The organism is Vibrio sp. 10N.222.55.A1, from assembly GCF_041473835.1.
Taxonomy (GTDB): Bacteria; Pseudomonadota; Gammaproteobacteria; order Enterobacterales; family Vibrionaceae; genus Vibrio; species Vibrio crassostreae_C.
Map to the genome: position 1 here is coordinate 38,834 of NZ_JBFRSX010000037.1, position 24,433 is coordinate 63,266.

18 protein-coding genes are annotated in these 24,433 nt (G+C 45.4%); 9 read left to right on the plus strand and 9 right to left on the minus strand.

Features of this window, described 5'->3' with window-relative positions; all coding sequences use genetic code 11:
- Window positions 1-55: 55 nt before the first annotated feature.
- Window positions 56-364 carry a transcriptional regulator BolA gene (gene bolA, locus AB4493_RS12755; RefSeq protein ID WP_017064186.1) on the minus strand — a complete coding sequence of 103 codons (309 nt, stop codon included), beginning with the start codon at window positions 362-364 and terminating at the stop codon, window positions 56-58.
- Window positions 365-538: 174 nt separating this feature from the next.
- On the opposite strand from bolA, the gene AB4493_RS12760 reads away from it, so the two are divergent.
- The 4 genes from AB4493_RS12760 to AB4493_RS12775 all read left to right on the plus strand — a co-directional run bounded on the left by AB4493_RS12760 (window position 539) and on the right by AB4493_RS12775 (window position 4,286).
- A complete protein-coding gene (locus tag AB4493_RS12760) occupies window positions 539-1,690 on the plus strand; it encodes a methyltransferase (RefSeq protein ID WP_017068516.1) in 1,152 nt (383 codons plus the stop codon).
- A gap of 66 nt (window positions 1,691-1,756) precedes the next feature.
- Window positions 1,757-2,326 carry a YajG family lipoprotein gene (locus tag AB4493_RS12765; RefSeq protein ID WP_017059907.1) on the plus strand — a complete coding sequence of 190 codons (570 nt, stop codon included), beginning with the start codon at window positions 1,757-1,759 and terminating at the stop codon, window positions 2,324-2,326.
- Window positions 2,326-2,874: a peptidylprolyl isomerase gene (locus AB4493_RS12770; RefSeq protein ID WP_017059906.1), complete on the plus strand. Its 549-nt coding sequence runs from the start codon at window positions 2,326-2,328 to the stop codon at window positions 2,872-2,874. Before AB4493_RS12765 ends, AB4493_RS12770 begins: the two co-directional genes overlap by 1 nt.
- A 53-nt stretch (window positions 2,875-2,927) precedes the next feature.
- Window positions 2,928-4,286 carry an AmpG family muropeptide MFS transporter gene (locus AB4493_RS12775; RefSeq protein ID WP_146491381.1) on the plus strand — a complete coding sequence of 453 codons (1,359 nt, stop codon included), beginning with the start codon at window positions 2,928-2,930 and terminating at the stop codon, window positions 4,284-4,286.
- 66 nt (window positions 4,287-4,352) lie between these two features.
- Here AB4493_RS12775 and AB4493_RS12780 read toward each other — a convergent pair whose 3' ends face one another.
- A complete protein-coding gene (locus AB4493_RS12780; RefSeq protein WP_372155094.1) occupies window positions 4,353-5,699 on the minus strand; it encodes a DUF4397 domain-containing protein in 1,347 nt (448 codons plus the stop codon).
- 585 nt (window positions 5,700-6,284) lie between these two features.
- On the opposite strand from AB4493_RS12780, the gene AB4493_RS12785 reads away from it, so the two are divergent.
- The 3 genes from AB4493_RS12785 (at window position 6,285) to csdA (ending at window position 9,404) form a co-directional block, all read left to right on the plus strand.
- Complete coding sequence (locus tag AB4493_RS12785; RefSeq protein WP_102320250.1) at window positions 6,285-7,100, plus strand: outer membrane protein OmpK; 816 nt, start codon at window positions 6,285-6,287, stop codon at window positions 7,098-7,100.
- A 111-nt stretch (window positions 7,101-7,211) separates the two neighbouring features.
- A complete protein-coding gene (gene panE / locus AB4493_RS12790) occupies window positions 7,212-8,105 on the plus strand; it encodes a 2-dehydropantoate 2-reductase (protein WP_372155096.1) in 894 nt (297 codons plus the stop codon).
- A gap of 87 nt (window positions 8,106-8,192) precedes the next feature.
- Window positions 8,193-9,404 (plus strand): cysteine desulfurase CsdA, encoded by a 1,212-nt coding sequence (gene csdA, locus AB4493_RS12795; protein WP_372155098.1) that lies wholly within the window; start codon window positions 8,193-8,195, stop codon window positions 9,402-9,404.
- A 69-nt stretch (window positions 9,405-9,473) separates the two neighbouring features.
- On the opposite strand, the gene csdE is transcribed toward csdA, so the two are convergent.
- From csdE to AB4493_RS12815, 4 genes are all read right to left on the minus strand, one after another.
- Window positions 9,474-9,902, minus strand: a complete 429-nt coding sequence (gene csdE / locus AB4493_RS12800) for a cysteine desulfurase sulfur acceptor subunit CsdE (RefSeq protein WP_017059900.1) — start codon at window positions 9,900-9,902, stop codon at window positions 9,474-9,476.
- 37 nt (window positions 9,903-9,939) lie between these two features.
- Window positions 9,940-10,749 carry a tRNA cyclic N6-threonylcarbamoyladenosine(37) synthase TcdA gene (gene tcdA / locus AB4493_RS12805; RefSeq protein ID WP_017059899.1) on the minus strand — a complete coding sequence of 270 codons (810 nt, stop codon included), beginning with the start codon at window positions 10,747-10,749 and terminating at the stop codon, window positions 9,940-9,942.
- 113 nt (window positions 10,750-10,862) lie between these two features.
- A complete protein-coding gene (gene mltA, locus AB4493_RS12810; protein WP_017059898.1) occupies window positions 10,863-11,975 on the minus strand; it encodes a murein transglycosylase A in 1,113 nt (370 codons plus the stop codon).
- 81 nt (window positions 11,976-12,056) lie between these two features.
- A complete protein-coding gene (locus AB4493_RS12815; RefSeq protein ID WP_017064193.1) occupies window positions 12,057-12,530 on the minus strand; it encodes a DUF2850 domain-containing protein in 474 nt (157 codons plus the stop codon).
- Window positions 12,531-12,691: 161 nt separating this feature from the next.
- Between AB4493_RS12815 and argA the strand changes: the two genes are divergently transcribed.
- Entirely contained in the window at window positions 12,692-14,029 is a 1,338-nt protein-coding gene (gene argA, locus AB4493_RS12820; protein ID WP_017065782.1) for an amino-acid N-acetyltransferase, read from the plus strand.
- A gap of 283 nt (window positions 14,030-14,312) precedes the next feature.
- Window positions 14,313-14,504 carry a hypothetical protein gene (locus AB4493_RS12825; protein WP_046224581.1) on the plus strand — a complete coding sequence of 64 codons (192 nt, stop codon included), beginning with the start codon at window positions 14,313-14,315 and terminating at the stop codon, window positions 14,502-14,504.
- Window positions 14,505-14,585: 81 nt separating this feature from the next.
- Here the strand turns inward: AB4493_RS12825 and recD are convergent, their stop codons facing one another.
- The 3 genes from recD to recC all read right to left on the minus strand — a co-directional run bounded on the left by recD (window position 14,586) and on the right by recC (window position 24,356).
- Window positions 14,586-16,796, minus strand: coding sequence for an exodeoxyribonuclease V subunit alpha (gene recD / locus AB4493_RS12830; RefSeq protein ID WP_372155100.1), 2,211 nt, complete (start codon window positions 16,794-16,796; stop codon window positions 14,586-14,588).
- Window positions 16,796-20,470, minus strand: a complete 3,675-nt coding sequence (gene recB / locus AB4493_RS12835; RefSeq protein WP_372155101.1) for an exodeoxyribonuclease V subunit beta — start codon at window positions 20,468-20,470, stop codon at window positions 16,796-16,798. Before recB ends, recD begins: the two co-directional genes overlap by 1 nt.
- A 409-nt stretch (window positions 20,471-20,879) precedes the next feature.
- Entirely contained in the window at window positions 20,880-24,356 is a 3,477-nt protein-coding gene (gene recC / locus AB4493_RS12840; RefSeq protein WP_372155103.1) for an exodeoxyribonuclease V subunit gamma, read from the minus strand.
- Window positions 24,357-24,433 lie beyond the last annotated feature (77 nt).

Sequence of the window (24,433 nt, forward strand, 5' to 3'; positions counted from 1 at the left end):
AGGTTTGGCGACAAAAAAGGCGGCATCACCACCTTTTGTCAATATGCTCGCTGTGTTACTTGCCACCACCCATACACATAGGGCTGTCTGGCACGTTATCGAGCTGCTTCATCCATTCATCTTTTGTATAAGTGTGAATGGACAGTGCGTGAATATTATTCGCTAGCTCTTCTGAAAGAGCTTTATTTACCGCTCGATGACGAGCAATAAGACGCAATCCTTCAAACACATCACTGACAACAATCACTTTAAAATGACTCTCAGAACCGGCCGGAACATTGTGCATATAGCTCTCATTAACCACGTTTAAATGACTTGGTGAAAACTCATTGTGCAATTTTGTTTCGATAACTTCTTGGATCATTGTGATTCCTTAATAACGTATTGGCATTATCCGTGGGATGAGTATAAACCCTAAGCGGTCGACTGTCTGAGTATTTGATAGCGAATGGCGTAGGTTTGGTTGAGTTTTTTCTATCTTGTTCAGCCTACATTTGAGACAATATCTTTGTTATTTCTTACATAAGTATCTCAAGCAATGAAAACCGAACTTACCCTTCACGATAGAACTTTAACCTTACATCGTTTCCCGAAACGTTCAAATGAAACCCTTCAAGCTTGGGATGCGGGCGACGAATACCTGATCAGTCATGTTGAAGAGATGAACCTCGAACCTGGCAAACACATCCTGATCATGAACGACAGCTTCGGTGCCCTATCCGCTTGGTTCTCGAAAGATCATGATGTCACTATGATGAGCGACTCATTTATCTCTCACCGTGGTGCCCTGAAAAACTTGCAGCGCAATCAAAGTAACCGAGTGAACTTCTTGAACACGATGGATGATATCCCACACGGTATCGATCTTGTGATCATGCAGCTGCCAAAAACAAATCGTCACCTAATCTGGCAATTGAGTCAGCTACGCCAAGCATTGCCTGAAGGCTGCCAAGTGATCGGCGTCAACAAGGTAAAAGAGATTCACACCTCTACGCTTAACCTGTTCGAAAAATACCTAGGCGAAACCAAAACATCACTAGCGAAGAAAAAACACCGCTTAGTCTTCTCATCTCCAAACTGCCAGCCAATTCAAACGGTAGAGCCTTTTGTTGAATGGGATGTAGACGGTGAAGATATCCGCCTGAAAAATTTACCAAATGTTTACTCAGGGGAAGCACTCGATCAAGGCGCTCGCTATATGCTAGAGCACATCCCTCAAGATCCTGAGCTACGTCATATCATCGATCTTGGTTGTGGCAACGGTGTATTGAGTGTAAAAGCAGGGCAATTGAACCCACAAGCCCGTATCACCTGTGTGGATGAAAGCTTTATGGCGGTGGAATCGGCGCGCCAAAACGTCAAAGATAACCTTGGTGAAGAAGGCAACTTCCAGTTCATCGCCAACAACTGTTTAGATGGCTTCAAGAAAAACAGCACCTACTTAGTGATGTGTAATCCTCCATTCCATCAGCAACAAGCGATTACGGATCACATTGCGTGGCAAATGTTCTGTGATGCAAAGCATGTTCTAAGCAATGGAGGCAAATTAATTGTTATTGGCAACCGACACCTCGGATACGATGTCAAACTAGCAAGACTATTTGGTGAAGCTAACGTTGAAACGCTTGAACTAAACCAAAAATTTGAGATATTACAAGCAACAAGAGAACCTGCGAATTTTAATAAATAAGCAGAAACGACTTCACAAGAATTTAAGATACCGAGCTTCTGGTGTGAATTTAGAAAGGATAAAGGAATGAAAAAACTGATTTTGGCTGCTTCTATTATGGCTTTGACAGCATGTTCAGCCCCTCAGCAAGAACAGATCAATGTAATGCCAGAAGCTTCACTAAGCTCAAGCAACCTTGTACAAGGCAAAACATACACACTAACCAGTAAAGATGTTCGTGCCGCTCAATATGTTGCATTGGTTGATAGTGGCCGTTCAAACATTCAGCCAATTCACGCTAAGCAAAACATGCGTATTTCTCTAGAAAATGCTGTTGCACAGCAGTTAGAGTCTCAAGGTTTTCGTGCGAGCGTAAACAGTGAAAACTCGATTGTTTTAGAGATTCAAGAAGCACTCGTTACCGTAGAGCACACCATTATGGAAAACAAAATGGACGGTAAAGTAACGCTTGAAGTTACCGCTGAAACGCCTGAAGGCAAACTAGTTAAAACATTCAACGGCACTGCAACACGCACTGGTGCATTGAGTGCATCTAACGACGACATCTCTATGGTTCTTAATGACGTGATCAACTTGGTTCTTACTGAGATCGCTAACGACCAAGAGCTACAAACTTACATGAAGGAACGTTTCTAATGGGTCGTATTTTATCTTCTATCGCATTAATGCTAGTGAGCGTGAGCGTTTGGGCTGGTCCTAAAGTAAACGTGGAAACAACATTAGGCGACTTCACTATTGAGCTTAACCAAGAACAAGCACCGGTTAGTGCGGAGAACTTCCTAAAATACGTTGCTGACGGCAGCTACGAAGGCACTATCTTCCACCGTGTTATTCCTGGCTTTATGGCTCAAGGTGGCGGCTTCGATCAAGAGATGAATCAACAAGCAACTTACGCTCCTATCAAGAATGAAGGCAGCAATGGCTTGAAGAACGATACAGCAACAATCGCGATGGCTCGTACTAATGCGCCAGATTCTGCAACTCGTCAGTTCTTCATTAACTTCTCTGATAATGACTTCTTGAACGCAAAAGGTAGCAACCCAGGCTACGCTGTATTCGGCAAAGTAACTGAAGGTTTTGATGTTGTTCAAAAGATGGCAACGATTCCAACCAAGCGAATGGGCCGCATGTCAGACATACCAGTTGACCCAATCGTCATCACTAAAGTGACCCTTCTTAAGTAATCCAATCTAACGCCCTTATTTCTTAAGGGCGTTTTTCTACACAAGGACGCCCTATGTCATCAGGCACTCCCTCTCTTTCTTGGATGCAGACTTTCCGCAGCTACCTAGATAAACGCCTACTTTGGGTGTTTATGCTCGGCTGTTCGAGTGGCTTCCCATGGGTTCTTATTGGATCCAACATGTCTGGCTGGCTAAAAGATGCAGGTTTAACGCGTGCTGCCATTGGCTACTTTGGTAGTGTGTTTGCCGTGTATGCGATTAACTTTTTATGGGCACCATTGGTAGACCGAGTAAAACTGCCGGTGCTTCACGCAATACTCGGCCAGCGCCGCAGTTGGATCTTTTTCTGCCAAACCATTGTTTTAATCGGCACCTTATTCATCGCAGGCGTCAATCCCGCAGAGAATTTGGCGTTTACCTCAATGTTGGCGCTCGCTATTGCCATTGCCTCAGCCACGCAAGACATCGCGATTGATGCATTTCGTATTGATACCTTCCCAAAATCCGAAGCATCAAAACTGCCGCAAGCTTCCGCAATGGCCGTAATTGGGTGGTGGACGGGGTATTCACTACCAGGCTACCTTGCCTTTATTAATGCAGACTCAATCGGTTGGAATGGCGTGTATTACGGAATGGCAGGTGTCGTTGTTGTATTAATGCTGTTTACTCTTTTTGTCGGAGAGCCAAATACACAACGTGAAGCCCTACAAGAACAAGCACAACAGCGACACAATAAAGTGGTCGGCTCAAAGCTTGTCGCTTGGTTCAGTGTGACGGTAATTGAACCATTTTATGATTTCTTCAAAAGAAACGGAGTTCAAGTTGCCATTACTCTATTGCTGTTTGTGTTCCTATTTAAGATAGGTGAAGCCTTCCTAGGTCGCATGTCGATCACCTTCTATAAAGAGATAGGTTTCAGTAATGAACAGATCGGTCATTACTCCAAGTTAATTGGCTGGGGCGCGACGATATTCTTCACTTTGGTAGGCAGTGTCTTCAATGTGAAATTCGGTATTGTACGCGGACTGATGATCGGCGGTGTGGCAATGGCGGCCAGTAATCTAATGTTTGCGTGGATCGCTCACACTGGCCCGAGTGAAACCTTGTTCTTGGCAACCATCATTGTCGATAACTTTACAACTGCGTTTTCAACCGTAGCGTTTGTCTCTTTCTTAACACTATTAACCGGGCAGGCCTTCTCTGCAACCCAATATGCATTACTCGCATCCTTGGGTAACTTCGGTCGAACAACACTGGCTTCATTTAGTGGTGAATTGGTCGATTACCTCAATGATTGGTCAACCTTCTTTATACTGACCGCACTTATGGTGATTCCAAGTTTGATCATGCTCTACTCGTTACGCCACTTTTTCACGGATTTATTAGAGAAAGCCAAAACTAACCAAGAATAGAGTCAAAGAAAACAAATAAGAAGAGGGTAGCATTGATCTACCCTCTTCTACATTCTGTCTTCAGATCTAGTCTGTTGTTTCACTGACAATTAGGTTAAAACCCGTACCCATCGAATCATCAATCGCCACGACTTGATACACCACACCATCAGCTAAGGTTGCGGGCGCAGAGTCGATAGCCACAACTGACGGCTGACCCGCTACAGTAATCGTCACAAAGTAAGACCCCGCCGCAACATAAATGCCATTCGCATAATCTCTGAATTTCACATCACTTAGCGCCGGAGTGCTACCAGAGATCCCCGCGTTTTCTGTTAAGTAGATATCCACCGATGCCGCAATTGGGTTAGCAGCGGCGTGGGTAATGTTTAACACCGCACTGGTCGCAACCGGACGACGGTTTTCAGGAACAACCAAAGGTTCCAAATTCAGTGGACTTACTGTCCCTACCGCATAGATGCTGTAATCCATGCCAGCAAATACAGCTAATCCATCAACATCAATAAATGACGGAGACGTCGTTCCCGTTTCGTATATATCAATATCATAACTGTCTGCTGCTAAATCTAAGAAACCGCGAATTTCTTTAAACATTAAACCATCAAGAGGAGCAAACTTAGCAGAATTAACAAATACATCTACAGCTGGTGCGCCATCGACCAAATGCCCGACTCTTACTTCGGCAGTTTCTGCCATGTCGTATATTAACGATGATCCACTACCGTCCATCACCATCAACTTCACCGGAGATACACTGTTTGAGTCAGCTCTTGATACCGCTGCAATAGTTAGCTCGCTACCGCCAGCCAGAGTTATCTCTCCAGAATCAAAAGCAATAGCACTTCCGCTCACTGTTTCTAATCTTACTCGGTACTGACCAGCTGGAATATTCAGCACGTCAGTAAAATCTTTATAACCGAGAGTGCCAAGCGGAGCACCCAATGGATCATTCGGCGCCGTTACGTATAAGTTCACATCTCCAACCCCTGTTGCCGCGTGAACAACTTGCACATCTAAACTTGAACTCGTTGCCGTTCCCTCAGAAGGTCGCGTCACAACTAAAGCCTCAACCGGGTTATTAGAACCGTCAGCGTCACCGACCACCATCACGGTGTAATCTAATTCACCGCTCAAATCGAATTGGCTTGGCGAAATTACAGTGGCAACTGCGTCACCTGGGAGTTGGACATCGACTTGAAGAGTTGTCTGGCCTTGATTTACTGAAGCGTACCCGGATGCCTGAGCATAATCGACACCGCTCCAACGAGCCTGGCTATTGACTAAAACGTTAGCTAAAGGCGCATCTGGCGATGCATGTACAGCTTGTAGTTGAGTTGTTGGTTCATCGTCATCATCACACCCAACAATGAAAAGGGCTGATATCGCTACAGCGAGTATAGGTGAATATTTCATCGGTCTTCTCTCCAAAAAAGTTAGACCAGTTCGTCACACAAATGATTAGTCCAATAACTAATCTTTAAAAAGTATTTCAAAATCTAGTGCAGTGAACTGTCTTTAATTCTCCGTGATTCAAAAAGTAGCTAGGTTCAAATCCCTAGGCAGTCATCACATGAGTTGTCCATCAATTGATTCCAACTCCACTACGCTGTTGGTCAAAAATAGATCAAAGACGAGATTAAGAGGTGGTTTGAATGAGTCATTTTTTAAGAGAAAACGCTTAGAAAAGAATACTGTTGATTTTGATATGCATATCACTCTAATTAGTAGAATCGTTTGCTTAGCGCAGTATTTCACCTATTTATCCACAAAATAATCGAATTTCACAAAATCAATAGAATTAGAGGTGCATCAGGATGCATTGCCACCGTAAAGTTCCATTATTTAGATCATTAGTGTGATCGATCTCACTTTAATAATTGCAATTTTCACTCTGTCTCACTTTTATTTGAGAACAAAATCGCTATGATGCTCGGCATTCGGACACACAAACACGCACGGATTAGCGGGTTACTTATTTTAAACATAGAGAGTTCCATTATGCGTAAATCACTTTTAACTCTTGGCCTACTTGCAGCGACTTCTGCTCCAGTAATGGCAGCAGATTATTCTGACGGCGACATCCACAAAAACGATTACAAGTGGATGCAGTTCAACATCATGGGTGCAATCAACGAGAAAGGTCCTTACGAATCTACTCATGATTACCTAGAGATGGAATTTGGTGGTCGCTCTGGAATCTTCGACCTTTACGGCTATGTTGATGTATTTAACCTAACATCAGACTCAAGCAGCGACAAAGCAGACAAAGATGGCAAAATCTTCATGAAGTTTGCTCCTCGTATGTCTCTTGACGGCCTAACTGGTAAAGACCTTTCTTTCGGTCCAGTTGAAGAACTATACCTTTCAACTCTTTTCGAGTGGGATGGTAACAACGGTGGTGTTAACACTCAGAAAGTTGGTCTAGGTTCTGACGTAATGGTTCCATGGTTCGGTAAAATGGGTCTAAACCTTTACGGTACATACGACTCAAACCAAAAAGATTGGAACGGTTTCCAAATCTCGACTAACTGGTTCAAGCCATTCTACTTCTTCGAGAACGGTTCATTCATCTCTTACCAAGGTTACATTGATTACCAATTCGGTATGAAAGATGAGTACGCTCAAGTAAGCAACGGCGGCGCAATGTTCAACGGTATCTACTGGCACTCAGATCGTTTTGCAGTTGGTTACGGCCTGAAACTATACAGCGATGTATACGGCTTTAAAGATGGTGCAGACCTACCATGGGACGCTTCTTCACAAGCTGATTCTTCTGGCGTAGGTCACTACGTTGCAGTAACTTACAAGTTCTAATCGAACTTCTAAGAAAAGTTTCCAAAATGGCACCCTAGGGTGCCATTTTTTATTGCTTTCATTTAATGCCTAGCTATCCTTGCAGCATCACTTTCTTATCTCGGTATTGCTGTGAACATCACTATTGTTGGACCTGGAGCTATCGGCTCTTTATGGGCGATAAAACTACTTCAAGCTGGTCATAATGTCTCTTTGTTGAGTCGCTCCCCTGAAACCTCAATTGACCTAACACTTGATGAGCAAACTTCACTTTCCTTCAGCAATAACAATATCGACAAGCTATCAACGAGTGATTTGGTTATCTTCACAGTCAAGGCTTGGCAACTAGAAGAAGCCACCACTCCGTTACTTCAATATCTCGACTCTGACACCATTCTCATGTTCATGCATAACGGAATGGGCGCGGTCGACAACATTGCCACTCAAATTAATGCTCACCCGATAGTATTGGCAACCACGACCCAAGCAGCATTCAAACCTGATCGTAATAGTGTATCTCATACAGGAATAGGACAAACCCAGTTGGGTGCTTTTAACCAAACGGGTCAACAGTGCACGTTTTTGGTTGATGTATTGGATGATGCTCTCCCCACTGTGAGTTGGAACCCACAAATAGAAACCGCGCTTTGGGCTAAACTCGCCATCAATTGTGCTATCAATCCACTTACTGGGTTGGAACAAATCAAGAATGGTGAACTTGCAGACCAAAGGTTTGAGGGTATTTTAAGTTCTATCGTTGAAGAGCTCACACAAGTTATGCAGGCCGAAGAGATCGCTTGTTCATTCGACGGATTAGAAGCAAGTGTCAAGCAGGTCATCCAAGCCACGGCGCAGAACAACTCATCCATGAAGCAGGATATGTTTTACCAACGCAAGACAGAGATCGACTTCATCACTGGACACCTAATAAAAACAGCGCTTAAACATCAGATAGAAGTTCCTGTTAACCAAAAGCTGTTCAATCAGGTCAAAGAGCAAGAAAATAGCTGGAATCATCAAGATTAGTCAGCAACGGTCAACAAGTCGCGATAAAATAACAATACCGCTAAGCATAACGCTGGCACCAATTTCCAAGATTTTAGGTAAGAATAGATGCTTGATATCAATCACATCCGAGAGCAGTTTCCTGCGCTATCACAAACCATCAATCAACAACCATTGATTTACTTAGACAGCGCGGCAACGACACAAAAACCTCAGGTAGTTATTGATGCCATTAGCCAATATTACTCCAAACAAAATGCCAATGTTCACCGTGGTAGCCATAGCTTAACAGCGAACGCGACCAGTCAGTTTGAAGCTGCCAGAGATAAGGTCGCTCAGTTTATCGGTGCAAGCTCTTCAAAAGAGATCATCTGGACTCGCGGTGCAACCGAAGCGCTCAATTTAATTGCTCAAACTTACGCAAGAAGTATTCTTCAGCCTGGCGATGAGATCTTAGTGAGTGAAATGGAGCATCACGCTAACATAGTTCCTTGGCAAATTGTGGCAGAACAAACCGGGGCTAAAGTCGTTAAAGTACCGATGACATCGGATTGCGAATTTGACCTAGTCGCGTTTGATACGCTTTTAAATGAACGAACCAAGATTGTTGCATTAGCTCAGATAACCAACGTAACGGGTTCTCGTCAGCCGATTGAAGCCGTCATCGAGAAAGCCCATAAGATGGATGCCATTGTTGTGGTCGATGGCGCGCAAGGTATTGTTCATGAGCCCGTAGATGTTTCATCTTTAGGTGCGGATTTCTACGTATTCTCTGGACACAAGCTCTATGCCCCTGCGGGCATCGGTGTGCTTTACGGCAAGCTTGAATTGTTAGAAGCGATGCCACCTTGGCATGGTGGTGGCAAAATGGTCGAGCGCGTCTCTTTCTCTGGCACTACTTTTTCAGAACTGCCTGGCAAATTCGAAGCGGGCACGCCAAATGTGGCAGGAGCCATAGCACTAAGCACCGCAATAGAATGGTTAAGTGGTTTTGTACAACAAGATGTCGAAAATCATATCCACCAACTACAACACGAGACTTATCTTGCTCTCAGTAAACTGGATGACATTCAGATTTTAGGGTATCAACCTAACGCAAGTGTGATTACTTTTGTGATGGATGGTGTTCACCATCAAGATATAGCGACTCTACTGGATCAGCAAGGTATCGCAGTACGTGCAGGACATCATTGTGCTCACCCATTAATGGATGCACTTAATGTGAAAGGAACGGTTCGAATTTCATTTGGTATTTACAACAACATGGATGATGTTGAAAAGCTCGTAGCGGCGATAGAAAAAGCCGTTGATATGCTTTAGGGAGTAGCGAAATTACTTAGGGTTGGCGTTTAACGTCAACCCTTTTTGCTTCTGTGTATCAAGGAGATATTAAGCACTTAGCTCTTGGATTTGAGCAACAATCGCTTTTAATCCATTACCGCGAGATGGGCTAAGGTGGGTAATTAGACCGATTTGTTCAAAGTAACCATCAATATCGAACGCTTGAACCTGCTCTGATGTTTTTCCATCATACGCAGCCATCACCAAAGCAATCAGACCGCGAACGATACGCGCATCAGAATCAGCACAAAAGTGCCAAACACCGTCGATATTTTGAGAAACCAACCACACTTGGCTTTCACAGCCAGAGACAATCACCTGCTCACTTTTCAGTTCATCTGGCATCGTTGGCAGTTTCTTACCCCATTGAATCACTTGGCGATAACGGTCTTCCCAGCCGCTGAATGTCTGCATCTTCGCGACAATATCATCACTGGTAATTTCAGTGCCGAATGGAGAGCTTGGGAATGTGGTCATTTTAATATCCAGTCGATTGTTAATTGAGTAGAAGACGTTACTTAGCGTGCTTTTGAATCAGCTTTTCAACGATACGTGAAACAGCCACAAAGCCAAACGTCGCGGTTACAACCGTTGCTGCACCAAAACCCGTCGCACAATCCATACGTTTTGGACCTTCTGCTGTCGCTTTCGCAGCACATACACTGCCGTCAGCTTGAGGGTATTTCAGCTGTTCAGTTGAGAACACACAATCGATACCAAACTTACGTGCTGGATTCTTAGGGAAATTATGATGACGACGAAGGGTATCTTTTAGCTTCTTCGCGAGCGGATCTTGAATCGTCTTCGTCAGATCAGCCACTTTGATTTGAGTCGGATCGATTTGACCACCCGCACCACCAGTGGTGATCACCTTAATTTTGTTGCTACGACAATATGCCAACAGTGAAGCCTTAGCTTTCATGCTGTCAATCGCATCTAATACAAAGTCGAACTCTTTCGACAGGTATTCAGCCTGATTGTCTGGGCCGATGAAGTCGTCAATCAGGTTAACTTTACACTCAGGGTTAATCAGCTTAACGCGCTCTGCCATCACTTCAATTTTGCTTTTACCAACGGTACCCGACATTGCGTGGATCTGACGGTTGATGTTGGTCACACACACATCATCCATATCGATCAAAGTCAGCTCACCTAAACCAGTACGAGCAAGCGCTTCAACCGCCCATGAACCGACACCACCAATACCGATCACACACACGTGTGCTGCTCTAAGTATGTCGACTTCACTATTGCCATATAGGCGACGTGTGCCACCAAATCGTTGGTCATAGTTTTCTGAAGCTGGAGTGGTCAATTCACGCATTGTTGCCGCCAATTTATTTCTGAGAAAAAGAAAAGAGTGCGTTTTATACGCACTCTTGAATAAAAAGTCTAGGGGATTAGCGATTCGCTTTCAATGCCCTATTTTATTGTAGCTTACTCAACCTTTTCAGGAGGCAAAGCCCAAGGCGCTTCAGTTGCGCTGCCATCTAAACCGAGCTTCCACACACGACCAAAATGCTTGTAATGGCCCGCTTCTGTACCCGCTCGAGGGCCCATGCCGTGGTAAAGGTCCAAATGGTTTTGCTTAACCGCGCCGCCCGTATCCAAAACCAATAGCAGTCTTAGTTGATGAGCGCCGCTCCAAGTACCATCAGCATTCAGTAGTGGAACCTCAGCAAGAATCGGTGTTCCCATAGGTAAGATAGAGCGATCGCCCGCTACCGCCGCCATCGGTAATAGAGGAATGCCCGCGCTGCCCATTACCGATAGGTCGTCTCTCGCTTCAAAGAAAACGAAAGAAGGGTTTTGCTCAAGCAGCTCTTTCACTACTTCAGGATCGTTTGCCAATACCCACTCTTTGATTGCTTTTAGCGACATTTTTTCGCGTGGAACTAAGCCTCGTTCAATCAGAACACGGCCAATGCTCACATAAGCTTTATTATTCTTACCCGCGTAGGCGAAATACTGCAGCGTGTCATCATCACCGAAGTGCACAAATCCACTGCCCTGCACTTCCATCATAAATGGGTCGATGCGGTTTGCTGAATAACCTAACTCAAGGCCTTGACCTTCTAATGCGCCGTTGTAAATCTCTTCGCGTGTTGGACACTCTTTGCCACACTCAGGAAGCCCGTAAACAGGGTAACGGTATTCTTCATTCGCTTCGTGGCGCAGCTCCATCACAGGAGAAAAGTAGCCCGTGAACAAAACATTGCCTTGTTTATCACCACCACCTAGTTGAGCGGTTTGAACGCCAAAATTCGCTAGCTCGCTTGGATCTCCACTCAGCATCGCCCACTCATTGAGTTGTTGATAAAGCGGCTCATAGATTTTAGCCATCGAAGGGGATTTAGAAACCACCATCTCAGCTTGTTCTGCAAATGCGGTGTAGTCTCTTGGTTTATTGGATTCAACCTGATCGACCTTATTCAAGGTGCGAGGAAATTCGTCATCAAGGTGTTGCTGAGCAAGATCAGTGGGTTGAGCACAGCCAAATAACAAAGAGGCAGCGACAAGGGGAAGCCATTTTTTAATCACAAGAGTCATCCTAAAAATTCTATGCATCGAGGATGACAAAAACAGTCAGATAACACAATCTTAGATTGTAAGAGTTTACAAGAAGATAACCTATCGGACGGAGTTATCGATATGGCCCTTAAGGCGGAAGATGGGATTGTAGTGACTGTCAGAATCGAGCACCATTTCTGTATTGTCAGAATTGGTCATGCGGAAGCGATAGGTTTTATCACCCGCCTTGTATTCAAAGTAGTTTCCATCAAAGTCAAAGCTCGTCGAAACAACAGACCCACGAACTGACACACCATTAGCATTCAGAACAAACTCATCGGTCGCATAATGTGCAACATCTTGCTCTATCCAAGTGCCGTATATCAGATTGTCGGGCGTCGCCGCATTTTGCACTCGGGAAAGCACATCGCCGAACAAAGAAACCACCGCAAACGAACCCACTAAGGCTAGAACCATTAAACAACGTTCAATGATCTTACGCTTCAACTTAGATTGATTGCGCTGATCAGCTTCGCTGTAGAGACCTTTGGTTATCTCATCGATTTTGTTCTTTGTTGCTGGAGCTTGTTGCATTCGGTGACTACTCATAAGGATGCTATGCGCATTCTACACTGAGACAGTTTATATATTGAAGCCTAGATAAGAATAGTTTGCGCTTTATTCCAAAAAGGTGTTGTTTACGTTTGAATTTAAATGCTAAATTATCGAATAAATAAACAAAATGGACTTGTTCTGTGAAATTAAGAAGTACAGCGCTAGTAAAAGGTTTCAGACAATCAACCCCTTACGTAAATGCTCACCGTGGCAAAACCATGGTCATTATGCTGGGAGGCGAAGCCGTTGCCGACAGGAACTTTGGTAACATTATTAGTGATATAGCCTTGCTCCACAGCCTTGGAGTAAAGATTGTTCTCGTTCACGGGGCAAGACCGCAGATCAACCAATTGCTCGCCAAGCAAGATTGCCATACGCCTTATCACAAGAATATTAGGGTCACTGATGAATATTCTTTGGGCGTCGCTATGCAGGCTGCTGGACAGCTTCAACTTGCCATCACCGCACGCCTCTCAATGAGCTTAAACAACACGCCGATGGCAGGCACTCAACTCAATGTTATGAGTGGTAACTTCATTACGGCTCAACCGCTTGGCGTGGATGACGGTACGGATTATTGCCATAGCGGGCGTATTCGTCGAATCGATATCGAAGGGATCAATCGCACGCTTGACCAAGGTTCAATTGTACTGCTTGGCCCTATTGCCAGCTCCGTGACAGGCGAAAGCTTTAACCTACTTTCTGAAGAGGTCGCTACCCAAGTTGCTATTCGTCTAAAGGCCGACAAGCTGATTGGCTTCTGCTCCGAACAAGGGGTAACAGATGAACGCGGTAACGTGCTCGCCGAACTCTTCCCTAAAGATGCCAAGCAAATTCTAGAACGATTAACGGAATCTCAAAATCCTGCCGAAGACATGAGCACAGGAACACTGCGCTTCTTGAAAGGAGCGATCTCCGCTTGTCGAGCTGGTGTGCCTCGTTGTCATCTAATCAGCTACAAGGTAGATGGCGCATTAATCCAAGAGTTGTTCTCTTTTGACGGTATTGGAACCCAAGTGGTCATGGCTAGTGCCGAGCAAGTAAGACAAGCTCAGATTGACGATATTGGTGGCATATTTGACCTTATTCGTCCTTTGGAAGAACAAGGCATTCTCGTTCGTCGCTCAAGAGAACAATTGGAACAAGAGATTCACCGCTTTACGATTATCGAAAAAGACGGACTGATTATTGGTTGCGCTGCACTATATGCGTATCCGGAAGATCACATGGCAGAGATGGCGTGTGTGGCGATTCACCCTGACTATCGCGATGGAAACCGTGGGCAATTGTTGCTGGATTACATGCGTCACCAATCAAAATCTCGTGATATCGACCAGATTTTTGTCCTTACTACGCACAGCCTTCACTGGTTCCGTGAACAGGGTTTTTACGAGATAGCGGTTGATGAATTACCGATGGAAAAACAAGGGTTATACAACTATCAGAGAAACTCAAAGATCTTGGCGCTCAACGTATAAATAAAGTTTTGGAGCACAATCTCACTTCGACAGAAAAATAATTGCAAATGTAATCGTTTTCTATATGAGATTTATTAACTATGCACTTTCACTCACACGTATAATTGTATAGAATTTAGACGCTTTAATAATCTTAACAAATGTTTTTATTGGAATTGCCATCTCGATAGTCATGTCGAACTCATTGAGGTGGTCACTGCACGGATTGCTATACCCGTTGACGACCAGCACGCTAACATTAGCTCTGCTCGTTAATATAAACAGCAAAAAGAGCAATATTGATATGAGAACCATTGTTTGTAACTCGCTGCAAAGTTTTTGGGATATGGCTGATAACCAATTCTTAGAAGGGCTAGACGTACACTGCGTGTTCCCTGTTAGCGAGAATCTAAAAGAGTTTATTTTGAATTGCCAAGCAAAGTACAAGATAAACCACATATCGTTTACTCGAGCGTTTTTAGGCTCTGATTCCTAATAACGCTCAAAGCAACCAAGGATGGTTGCTTTGTGTTTATCTAGCCCTAAGTTCAAAACCTTCTCTAGCCGTCCATAACGACTAATTCGTTAAGCGACTGCCTAAACCACTCACTCGCTCTGTTTTCACCTTAATCCCACGCTTCAACACATTTGTATCGCTGAACATCATCAGTCGTTTCTTCGCACGTGTAATACCTGTATAGATAAGCTCCCGCGTTAAAATAGGGCTGAAATCTGGCGGCAAGATCATTAAGGTCAGATCAAATTCACTACCCTGAGATTTGTGTATTGTCATTGCATAAGCCGTTTCATGATCGGGCACTCGGCTTGGTAGCACAGCTTTTACGCTGCCATCGGGCAACTCAAAATAGACCTTCAAACGAGGGGTTAAGTCAGGTTGACTAGAACCCGCCTCAAGCATACAGATACCAATATCACCATTGTACAAACCCAAGCCATGATCATTTCGCGTCACCATAACAGGACGTCCGTGATACCACAGCTCATCATTATGAGGGCTCACCAAACGCCTTGCGGCCAGTGCTCTTTCAATTCTGTGGTTGAGGCCTTTAACACCAAAATCCCCTTCACGAATGGAACACAACAGTCGGCATTGGCTGAACAAATCGAGTACCGATTTCGCTCTCGCTTCTTGAGTTTCTAACTCTTCCAACGGCACATTCATTCTATTGAGGTACGCACCATACTCGTTAACCAAAGTACGCAGCATCAGGTTATAGCTGTCACTCGACAGAGGGTGGCTTTCGATATCGCCAAAACCTTTGGCAAACACTTGGTCTACTTGATTCGCAGAACCATTATTGATTGCTTTTGCCAGCTGACCGATACCGGAGCGCGCATCGAAACGATAACTCTTCTGCAGCATACACAAGCTATCCGCAATCGCAGGCGGATTCACCGCTCCAGCTTTGTCTTGTCTTGGTTTAGCTATCGCATCAAAACCTGTCATCTCTGCAATCAAATTGCCTTGCGCTGTGCTGTACCCTGCAGAGTTGAATGAACAGATATCACCGAGCACAGCACCTGCCTCTACTGAAGCGAGTTGGTCTTTATCACCCAATAAGATGAGCCTTGCGTGCTCAGGAAGTGCATCCACCAGCTTATACATCATCGACAGATCAACCATTGAAGCTTCATCCACTACCAAGATATCAAGGTGGAGTGGATTGCGTCGGTTATGCCTAAACTCAGCACGGTTAGGAATCGCGCCGAGTAATCTGTGTAAGGTGCTCGATTCGGTCGGTATGTTGGCTTTCACTTCAGGCGCTAATGGCAGCTGTTCAATTGCTTTACCGATCGACTCGGTTAAACGCGCCGCCGCTTTACCCGTTGGTGCCACTAGCTTAATCGTTGGTGTTTTACCTTGGCTGAGAGATTGCTCGACCATCGCCGACAGTAATTTGGTTACCGTGGTTGTTTTACCAGTACCCGGCCCACCAGAAATCACCGCAAAACGACGACTCAGCGCCACCGCTGCCGCGACTTTTTGCCAGTTCAAACATGCCGATAACGGCACCAAGTCGTCCAACACATCTAAGTCCGTCACCTGCTTAGCTTGTACAATCGCTTGGTCGATTGATCCCCAATCTAAAGCCTGCTCATTCACAATATCAAGATGGTCACACACCAATTGTTGGCGTAATACCTGAGACGTCTGCTGATTTGCTTCAGCCCTGGCTAAGGCGTTAAACAGAAAATGATAGCTACGTGCAAAAAGCAGATTGAGCGTTTCAGTCAGCGCTTTTTTCTGCTCAGTATTGAACTCTACCGGCTTACTTAAACGGTTTAAGGTCTCAGCCAACACAACTTCGTAGTTCCAATAACGCTGTAAATAGACACGCTGCCCATCGAACATTAGAGGCTTAACACAATCGTTGGTCGTTCCCACTAAGTTTGATGATTGAAGCACAGCCACCCAATCAATACCCAACAGTTTTTGGTTCAATTGCAGTGCAGTTTCACCGTATAACCCAAGTAACTGAGCAAGATCTGCCGCTAGTTCAGGGCCTGTCGTATGCTGCTGTATAAGCTGAGTACAAATGTGTCCTTTGCCTAATTCATGGCTCACTACCCCCGCGAGAAAGCCGATCTCTTGAGGGTAGCTCGTGGCTTGCTGAGCAAGAAAACGGGCAAATTGATAATCCAACTGACGAATAGAACCCTTATCCGCAAGAAACTGGAGTACATCCATCAGTTGCTCAGGAATAAGTGAAACTGGCTTTGCTGTGTTCGCAGTATCTATGCCGGTATTAGTGGTCGTTGTTGTCATTATAAAAGCCCCATCTGTCCAGTTTCATCGTCATTCAATTGTGCCGAACGTCTGTCTATCACTTTACCGTCAATCAATTGATCCATTTCATCAAGTAAAACCAGTGTTGGTTTCGCCGAGAAAATACCTTGCTGAGATTGGCCGTCCATTCCTCGTAAGAACAAGTAGTACACGCCACCAAAATGTTGTTCGTAGCTGTAATTGGCAACGCGGCTGCGTAAGAAACGGTGCAACGCCAATGCATAGATTTGATATTGCAAATCATAGCGATGGTCGGCCATCGCCGATTTCAATGCCTCGCCATGGTAGACAGCAACATCATCTCCTAAGTGATTCGATTTCCAGTCGAGTACATAGTATTTACCTTGGTGCTCAAACACCAAATCGATGAAGCCTTTCAACATACCTTGCACGGTTTGGAAACCTAGGTCGCCCGCTTTTGCCGATAACGGATCATGATATTGAATGGTTTGATTCAATTCAGATGCAGCCAACACTTCGATTGGTAGTAAGAACTCCATCTCAACTAATCGTTGTGTTGAGCCTTTCTCACTTAGTTTTAAGCTCTTACCATCCAACGCGGTGTTCAGTACCGTATCGACCAGTTGCTGAAGCACAGGTAGCCACTCGAGTTCGTATTGCTCTGATTCTAATAAGTGAGTGATTACTTGCGTGTTATGTTCACTGGTTGCTGGCTCGGTAAATTCAACCTCCTCAAACAAGGTGTGTAAGAAAGTACCTGGGCGAGCACCACGAGGGAACGTAAAGATAGAGCGTTCAGGCTCAATCAACTCAGACTCATCCTGCTCATCAGCCGAATCAATATCAAAGCCAGACACCTCAATGGTCGCGTCATGACTCGCACCGTGACTGCCTTGCTTTACAAGCCCCGAGTAACTGGTGATACGCCAAGCCCGGTCGATTGAAGCCTTGAGTTCGCTCGCATGTAAGTCTTCGCTCACTTGCTCGGTTTGTACAAACACTTGCTCGTGAGCGGTTGGAATTTCGGCTAGCAGCACACTGGAATTCTTGCCCTCAATGGCTGCAAGAGCCTGATGCAATTCGGCAATACCCTGCTCTTGACCGTTTTGAACCAAATAGCCCATCGCACTCAAATGCACGCCGGTAGGCTCTTTGGTTGAACGCCCTTTACGCAGTGGCGCTATACCAATGAAACAGCCATAAACCGCACGAGTCAGCGCTACATAAATCAAACGCAAGTCTTCCGCGAGTCGCTCTTTATCGGCTTGGGCTAAGGCACTATCACTACCTGTAATATCCAGTACTGTGGTATCTGAATCATGATCGTAGAATTTGCCTTCGCTCGCTTCTCGGTAACTCGTAACAAATGGCAGGAATACTAAGTCATATTCCAAACCTTTCGACTTATGAATGGTAACGATTTGAACCAAGTTTCTCTCTGATTCAAGACGCTGAATGTCATCCTCACTGCCGCCTAAACCATTTTGAGCATCGGAAATCGCTTCTGCTAACCAACGCAACAAACCGTAATCACTATCGAGTTCTTGTCTTGCTTGTTGCAACAATTCGCCAATGTGCATTAAATCAGTGAGTGAGCGCTCACCATTTTCTTCTTCCAGTAAGCGTTCCGCGAGATGTCGTTTACTGATCACGCTGCGAAGCATTGGCAACACGCCGCGCTGAAGCCACAACTTACGATATTCTCTAAACTCGTTAACGACGTTTTCCCACACCACTTCATCGTTGTTGAGTTCATCCAATGATGCGGCATCCAGAGCAAACAACTCCGACGCTAAACTGGCGCGTAATGCTCGGTCATTTTCAGGTGTCAGCACCGCCTGCAACAAACGTTGAATATCTTGTGCGACCAAGCTGGTGAACACACTGTCTCGGTTGGATAAATACACGCTCGCAATGCCTTGTTCCGACAACGCGTTCTTAATCAGACGACCTTCACTACCGGTTCGAACCAAAACAGCAATATCACCCGCATTCACGGCATGTTGTTTTTTGCCGTTATCAAAATAGGCTTGTTGATTTTGAGAAGCGGTCAGAATGGTTTGAATTTGACTCGCCGTCGCCTCGGCCATGGCTTTGTGATATTCGCCTTTAGGTAGTGGCTTATCTTCTGCTTCTTGTAACCAAAAGGTCAGTGCGTGTTGAGTTTCTCCGTTCATCACCCATTGGCGGTTGTCAGCCGATGGACTGGCAGCGACGGGCAGAAATGGAATGTCTTGGTCGTAGATAAACGGGCTATCCGAATTCATAAACACTTGGTTTACCGCGCTGACCATATCAGCACTCGAACGCCAGTTAGTGCCTAACGTATAGTGAGCACTAACTTGGTTTCTTGCCTTAATGTAGGTAAAGATATCTGCACCGCGGAAACCATAGATAGCCTGCTTCGGGTCACCGATCATAAACAAGCCGCACTGCGGATTATCGAGGTAGATTCGGCTAAAAATACTGTATTGCAGCGGATCGGTATCTTGGAATTCATCGATCATCGCCACCGGGTATAAGGTACGGATTCTCTCCACCAGCAATGACTGCTCATCGACATCGATCGACGCAGATAACTGGGTCAGTAGGTCATCAAACGATAACCACTGCTTCTGCTGTTTAGCCTTAGCTAACATGATTCGACAATGAGTAATCGCATGCGCCAGCAATGGAGCTTTTAGATCTACAGGAGAATTTAAGAAATTCTCAATAGCCTCAAACACCGCGTGCTGAGGCGCGGTGCCTTTTGGTGTTTTTTCAATTAGCGTTGCTTGTGAGAACTTCTCTAGTTTATCTGGAAACTGGTAATCATGAGTGTCGCTCTGCGCCCATGCTGTCACAGCTTCTAACCATGTCGGCAGAGATTTCTTAGTGTAGCTACGCTTGTTCACATCCGAAGCAGAGATCAAAGCCAAAAAGTCCGCTTCGGATTCACACCACAGCGCTTTAAGTTGCTTCACTTTATCTAGGTTTTGGTTGTGCAGAGTTTGCAAGTCGCCCGACATCGCATCTACCGTCAATTTCAGCGGAGATCCTGTCAGATAACGATTTACGTCTGCTAATAATGCAGCCGGTGAACCCCAGATATTACGAACCTCACCAGCCAGTTGAATGGGCAGCGGGTAAAACTGTTTACGCCAATAGTCAGCAACTACTTGTGCTTTTAGGTGGCTTTCATCGGTCACAAATTCGTTATCAAAGCGGCTTCCAGACTCAAAAGCATTTTGAGTCAACATTCGCTGACAGAAACCGTGAATGGTGTATACCGCAGCCTCATCCATTTGTCTTTCAGCGTTAAGCAGAGTTTTAGCCGCGCCAGCATGATCATCGATGGCTTGTAACAAAGGCGCAATCACTGGGTCGTCACTTTGCCCACGTGCAAACGCAATGCGTGCATCATGAATACGAGCACGAATACGATCTCGCAGCTCAGCCGTAGCTGCTTCAGTAAAGGTCACCACCAGAATTTGGTCTACGGTTAGCGGCTCATGGTGTCGAGTGGCTTCAGTCAGATCACCTTGTGGAGCGGCCGTGCCATGCCCGAGCAGTAGGCGTAAGTACAAGCCAGCGATGGTAAATGTTTTACCTGTACCCGCTGATGCTTCAATTAAACGCGCGCCATGAAGTGGAAACGTCATGGTATCGAGTGTCTGTGGAGCGATTACCTGAACACTGCTTGTGGTCGTCATGCCTTACTGCCTTCTGATAAATGTGTTGTTACAAATGTGACCTAGCGTGGAAAACGTCATTCAATTTACGTCCTACGCTAATTTGTTAATAGTTAGTGCGATCTCTCTCACGGATCAATTCGGATCGCCTCGCTACTATGCGCCCACGAGTTCAGGAGCACGTACGAGTTTTGTACTTTACGGCGTTACTTTGAACCACAGAATAATGGTCCCTCTGACCTGTGGCCGTACAGCGAACGCCCTACACTAATAATGATTTACTGGCGGCCACTTTATTTCCTGTACCTTGCTTCTATTCACCTTGATTCCCTTCATCTTGAAAGCAAGCGTACCAAACGCTTACCAGCGACTCTCTTTTGTCTTTCATTAATTCAGCGAACCCGCGATTGATCTTGTCGATCACAGCCACTTACTCCTGATCTTCCAGATCGGCAGCCGCCAACCTTGCCGCCTGTAACACAAGCGTCGAATACATTCGCGACTCAGCAGCCAGCTCATCGTCCCATTTAGGCCAAATACGCGAGATGTAGGTATCTCGACCCTCGCCAGTGAAAGCGAAGCTGTCATTAAAAGTATCGGCCATTTTCTTAAGTGACTTCTCTTCATCATCGACCCATTTACCACGGCTAAAGCCCGCTTCAACGCCGGCCAATGCGGTTTTCGGGAAGTAAGGCAGTGGTGCAGTCATACCTTGATAAAACAGTCGTACTAACTCCGCCAACAAACTCTTCGCCTGCTGCGCATCGCCAATAGGCTGTAGCGTTTGGTGAACCACGCCTTCTTTTCTGTCATAGCCAATAATATGAGTCGTTTTGCCGTGGCCCATCACTGTGCAACACAAGTGATCGATCCACGCGGCCAAGTAATCTTGAGAGCGTATTTTGCCACTACGAAAACGCACCAAACCCGATTGATAGTTTTGAGTAAGCCAGCCCATCAAACGAACCGGTTTTCCTTCACCTAGCACGTCAAATTTAATATTTACCTCAAGATCTTGCTGTGGCGAGCCGCTCACGAATCGAATCTCTTTGGCTAAGTCTTCTGCTTGAACACGGTTGGTTTCAAATTCGATATCACCAAAAGCACCAACCGGTAATCGACCTTGGGCTTTTTGCTCAGAAACAAACAAGCGAACCGCTTCATCTGCTCCTTCTGGGTGATCCAACAGTACCTGCAGCAGCGCATCTTTAAGCTGGAAGCTTTCTAAGCCATTAAGCACGAACGGCTCGTCGTCTTCCATTACCGGAAGCGGTGGCTCAAACACTACCTTTAGGCGACGATTAAAGAAGTATTGGACTGGCAAGCGCCAGAAACGCTGTAGCTCAACCAGATCGAGCTCCAATGGGTAAGTCGCGCCAAGCAAATAGTCGTCCAAAGCACGATTGAATTCACCACTACGTTCACCAGAACGGTTGGCCGCAGGAAGCCACTCTTTGGCGTAGCTCAATACATGACTTGCATCACCTTGTGTAAAGGCTGCCGGGCTGAACGGCGTCATGGTGTGCTCAAAGCTGATCGCTTGAGTCAGCTTGATACCAGAATCATCACTTGGTAGCGCTTGATCGTCACTTAGGCAGTAGTTCTGCTGGCAGTACTCAATCAACTCAGAAACCAATACCGAAGGCACTCGCTCAGTATTATCTTGAATCGAACGACCGACATAGCTGATGTATAAACATTCTTGCGCTGACAGCATCGCCTCTAAGAATAAGTAACGACTATCTTCTCTCCTAGATCGGTCTCCGGGACGAGCCCTGCCTTCTAACAAATTAAAGCTCTCGACAGGATTAGAGGGAGGGTAAACACCATCATTCATACCTAACAAACAAACGGTTTTGAAAGGGATAGAACGCATCGGCATCAAGGTACAGAAGTTAACTTGCCCCGCTAAGAAACGCTGACTGATACGCGCACCCGACAGTTTATTATTCAAGTACTGATAGATAATGCTTGGCGATAGCTCTTGTTCGTACAAGGCATCATCAAGCTGTTCATTGAGTTGAGAAAGTGCATCGCGAATCGACTTAAGCACCACCTCGCCTTCTAGTTCAACGGCAAAGAAGTCATCAATCATTTGCAGCAAGGTTTCACGCCACATATCGATGGATTGCGTCTTGGCAAGGCGTTGACGGTAATGGGCAATACGATCAATAAAGTGCGCTAACTTACCAGCAAGTTCGGCGTTAATACCCTGAACTTCGTTATAAGCAGCAATTGGAGAGTGTTCAGTTTCAAACAAACCTGCGGAATCCGACATCGCATAACCCAGTAACATACGCTGGATACCAAATAGCCAAGTATTTTGCTCGGTGGCAGGCAAATCAAACTCTGTTGCCGTAGAAGAATCGACGCCCCAACGGATACCTGCTTCTTCAACCCACTGCTTAGCTTGTTCAAATTGAAATTCATCAATACCGAAGCGTGCCATCATCGCTGGGATTTCTAATAACTCTAGAAGTTCAGAAGCTAGACAACGCGTGTTCGGTAGCGCGACCAACTGCATGAACGCGGTCAGGATTGGGCTCTCTTGATCTGCGGTTCTATCCGAGATCGAGTAAGGGATATAACGCTCACCCGGAGCATTACCAAATACCGCCTGAATAGCAGGGCTGTAAGCATTGATGTCTGCCACCATCACAATGATATCGCGTGGCTTTAATGTTGGGTCTGCGTCAAACATTGCTAACAACTGATCATGAAGAACTTCAACCTCGCGCATTGGGCTGTGACAAGCGTGTACCGTCAACGAACGATCGCCCAGCTCAACCACTTGTTTATGGTTGCTGGAGTCTAAGATGTGATCGTCTTGGTGCTCTTCTAACTCAAGAATATCGGCTTGCAGTTGATGCAGCAGGCTGTCTCTCTCGACATCAATAAAGAACTCATGCTCTTCGCTGTCTGATTGAGACAGCAAGAACAGGTTATCTCTGCCCAGTTTACCCATAGACGCAAGTAAGCTATTACCGACCGCTTGGCTGGTATGCAGTTCGTCTTCAATATTGGCTTCAATGCCATCTTTTAATGGTGAGACTTCGCCTTCTAGCTGAGGTAAACCATCAACCAAAGCAAACTGCTTACGACGCTGCGCTTCCACTCTCGCCAAGTATTTACGGTCACGAATATCGCCCCAGTAATGTTGGCAAGGGTTGGTAAACATCAGGTGGACATCAATCTGCTCGCCAAGCGCTTTCAAGGCATCCATGTAGCGAGGAGGCAGTGACGAAATACCAAACACAAACAGACGTTTCGGCAGGTGTTGTAACTGGCCTTGTTGATTAGCTAACGCTTCAATGAAGTCGTGATACAAGTTACCACGGTGATATTTCGATTGGCCTTGAGAGAGCGTTTGATCGTAGAGTGCCTTCCACAAAATCGGCTGCCAAGGGTGCTCTTGCTGTCCCTCATCATCAATTAATTCTGTAACAGGCTCTCCTGCTTCCCACATTGCCATCCACTCAGGTCGATACACCAAGTAGCCATCGAAGATATCGGCAATTTTCTCGGCTAATTGATACAACTTAGAGCCGTCTTCGTCGTTTTCAAGATAGCGCTGTAGGGGTAAGAAATCAGGGTGGTCAAGTTTCGCGGGTAGCAAACTCATCAGCTTCCACGTCATCGCTTCTTTGTTAAAAGCACTGCGTTTCGGTACATCAGGAAGCACTTGGGTAAACATATCCCAAATGAAGGTCGCTGGAAGAGGAAAATCGATATTTGCTGCTACACCAAACTCTTTGGCGAGTTCCATCTTAAGCCATTGAGACATACCCGGGCTCTGAACCAAGATCTGCTCTTTTTCGAAAGGATTGGCTAAAGGGTCACTTTTGATTAAGTGAACGAGAAGAATTTTTAAAGTATCAACTTTATTGGAATGGTAAACAGTAAACAAAGTGCACTCACGCTAATCTTGCCACAATATAAAGCCAGATTAGCATAAGTGCCGTGTTTGGATTAGGAATATAAGCT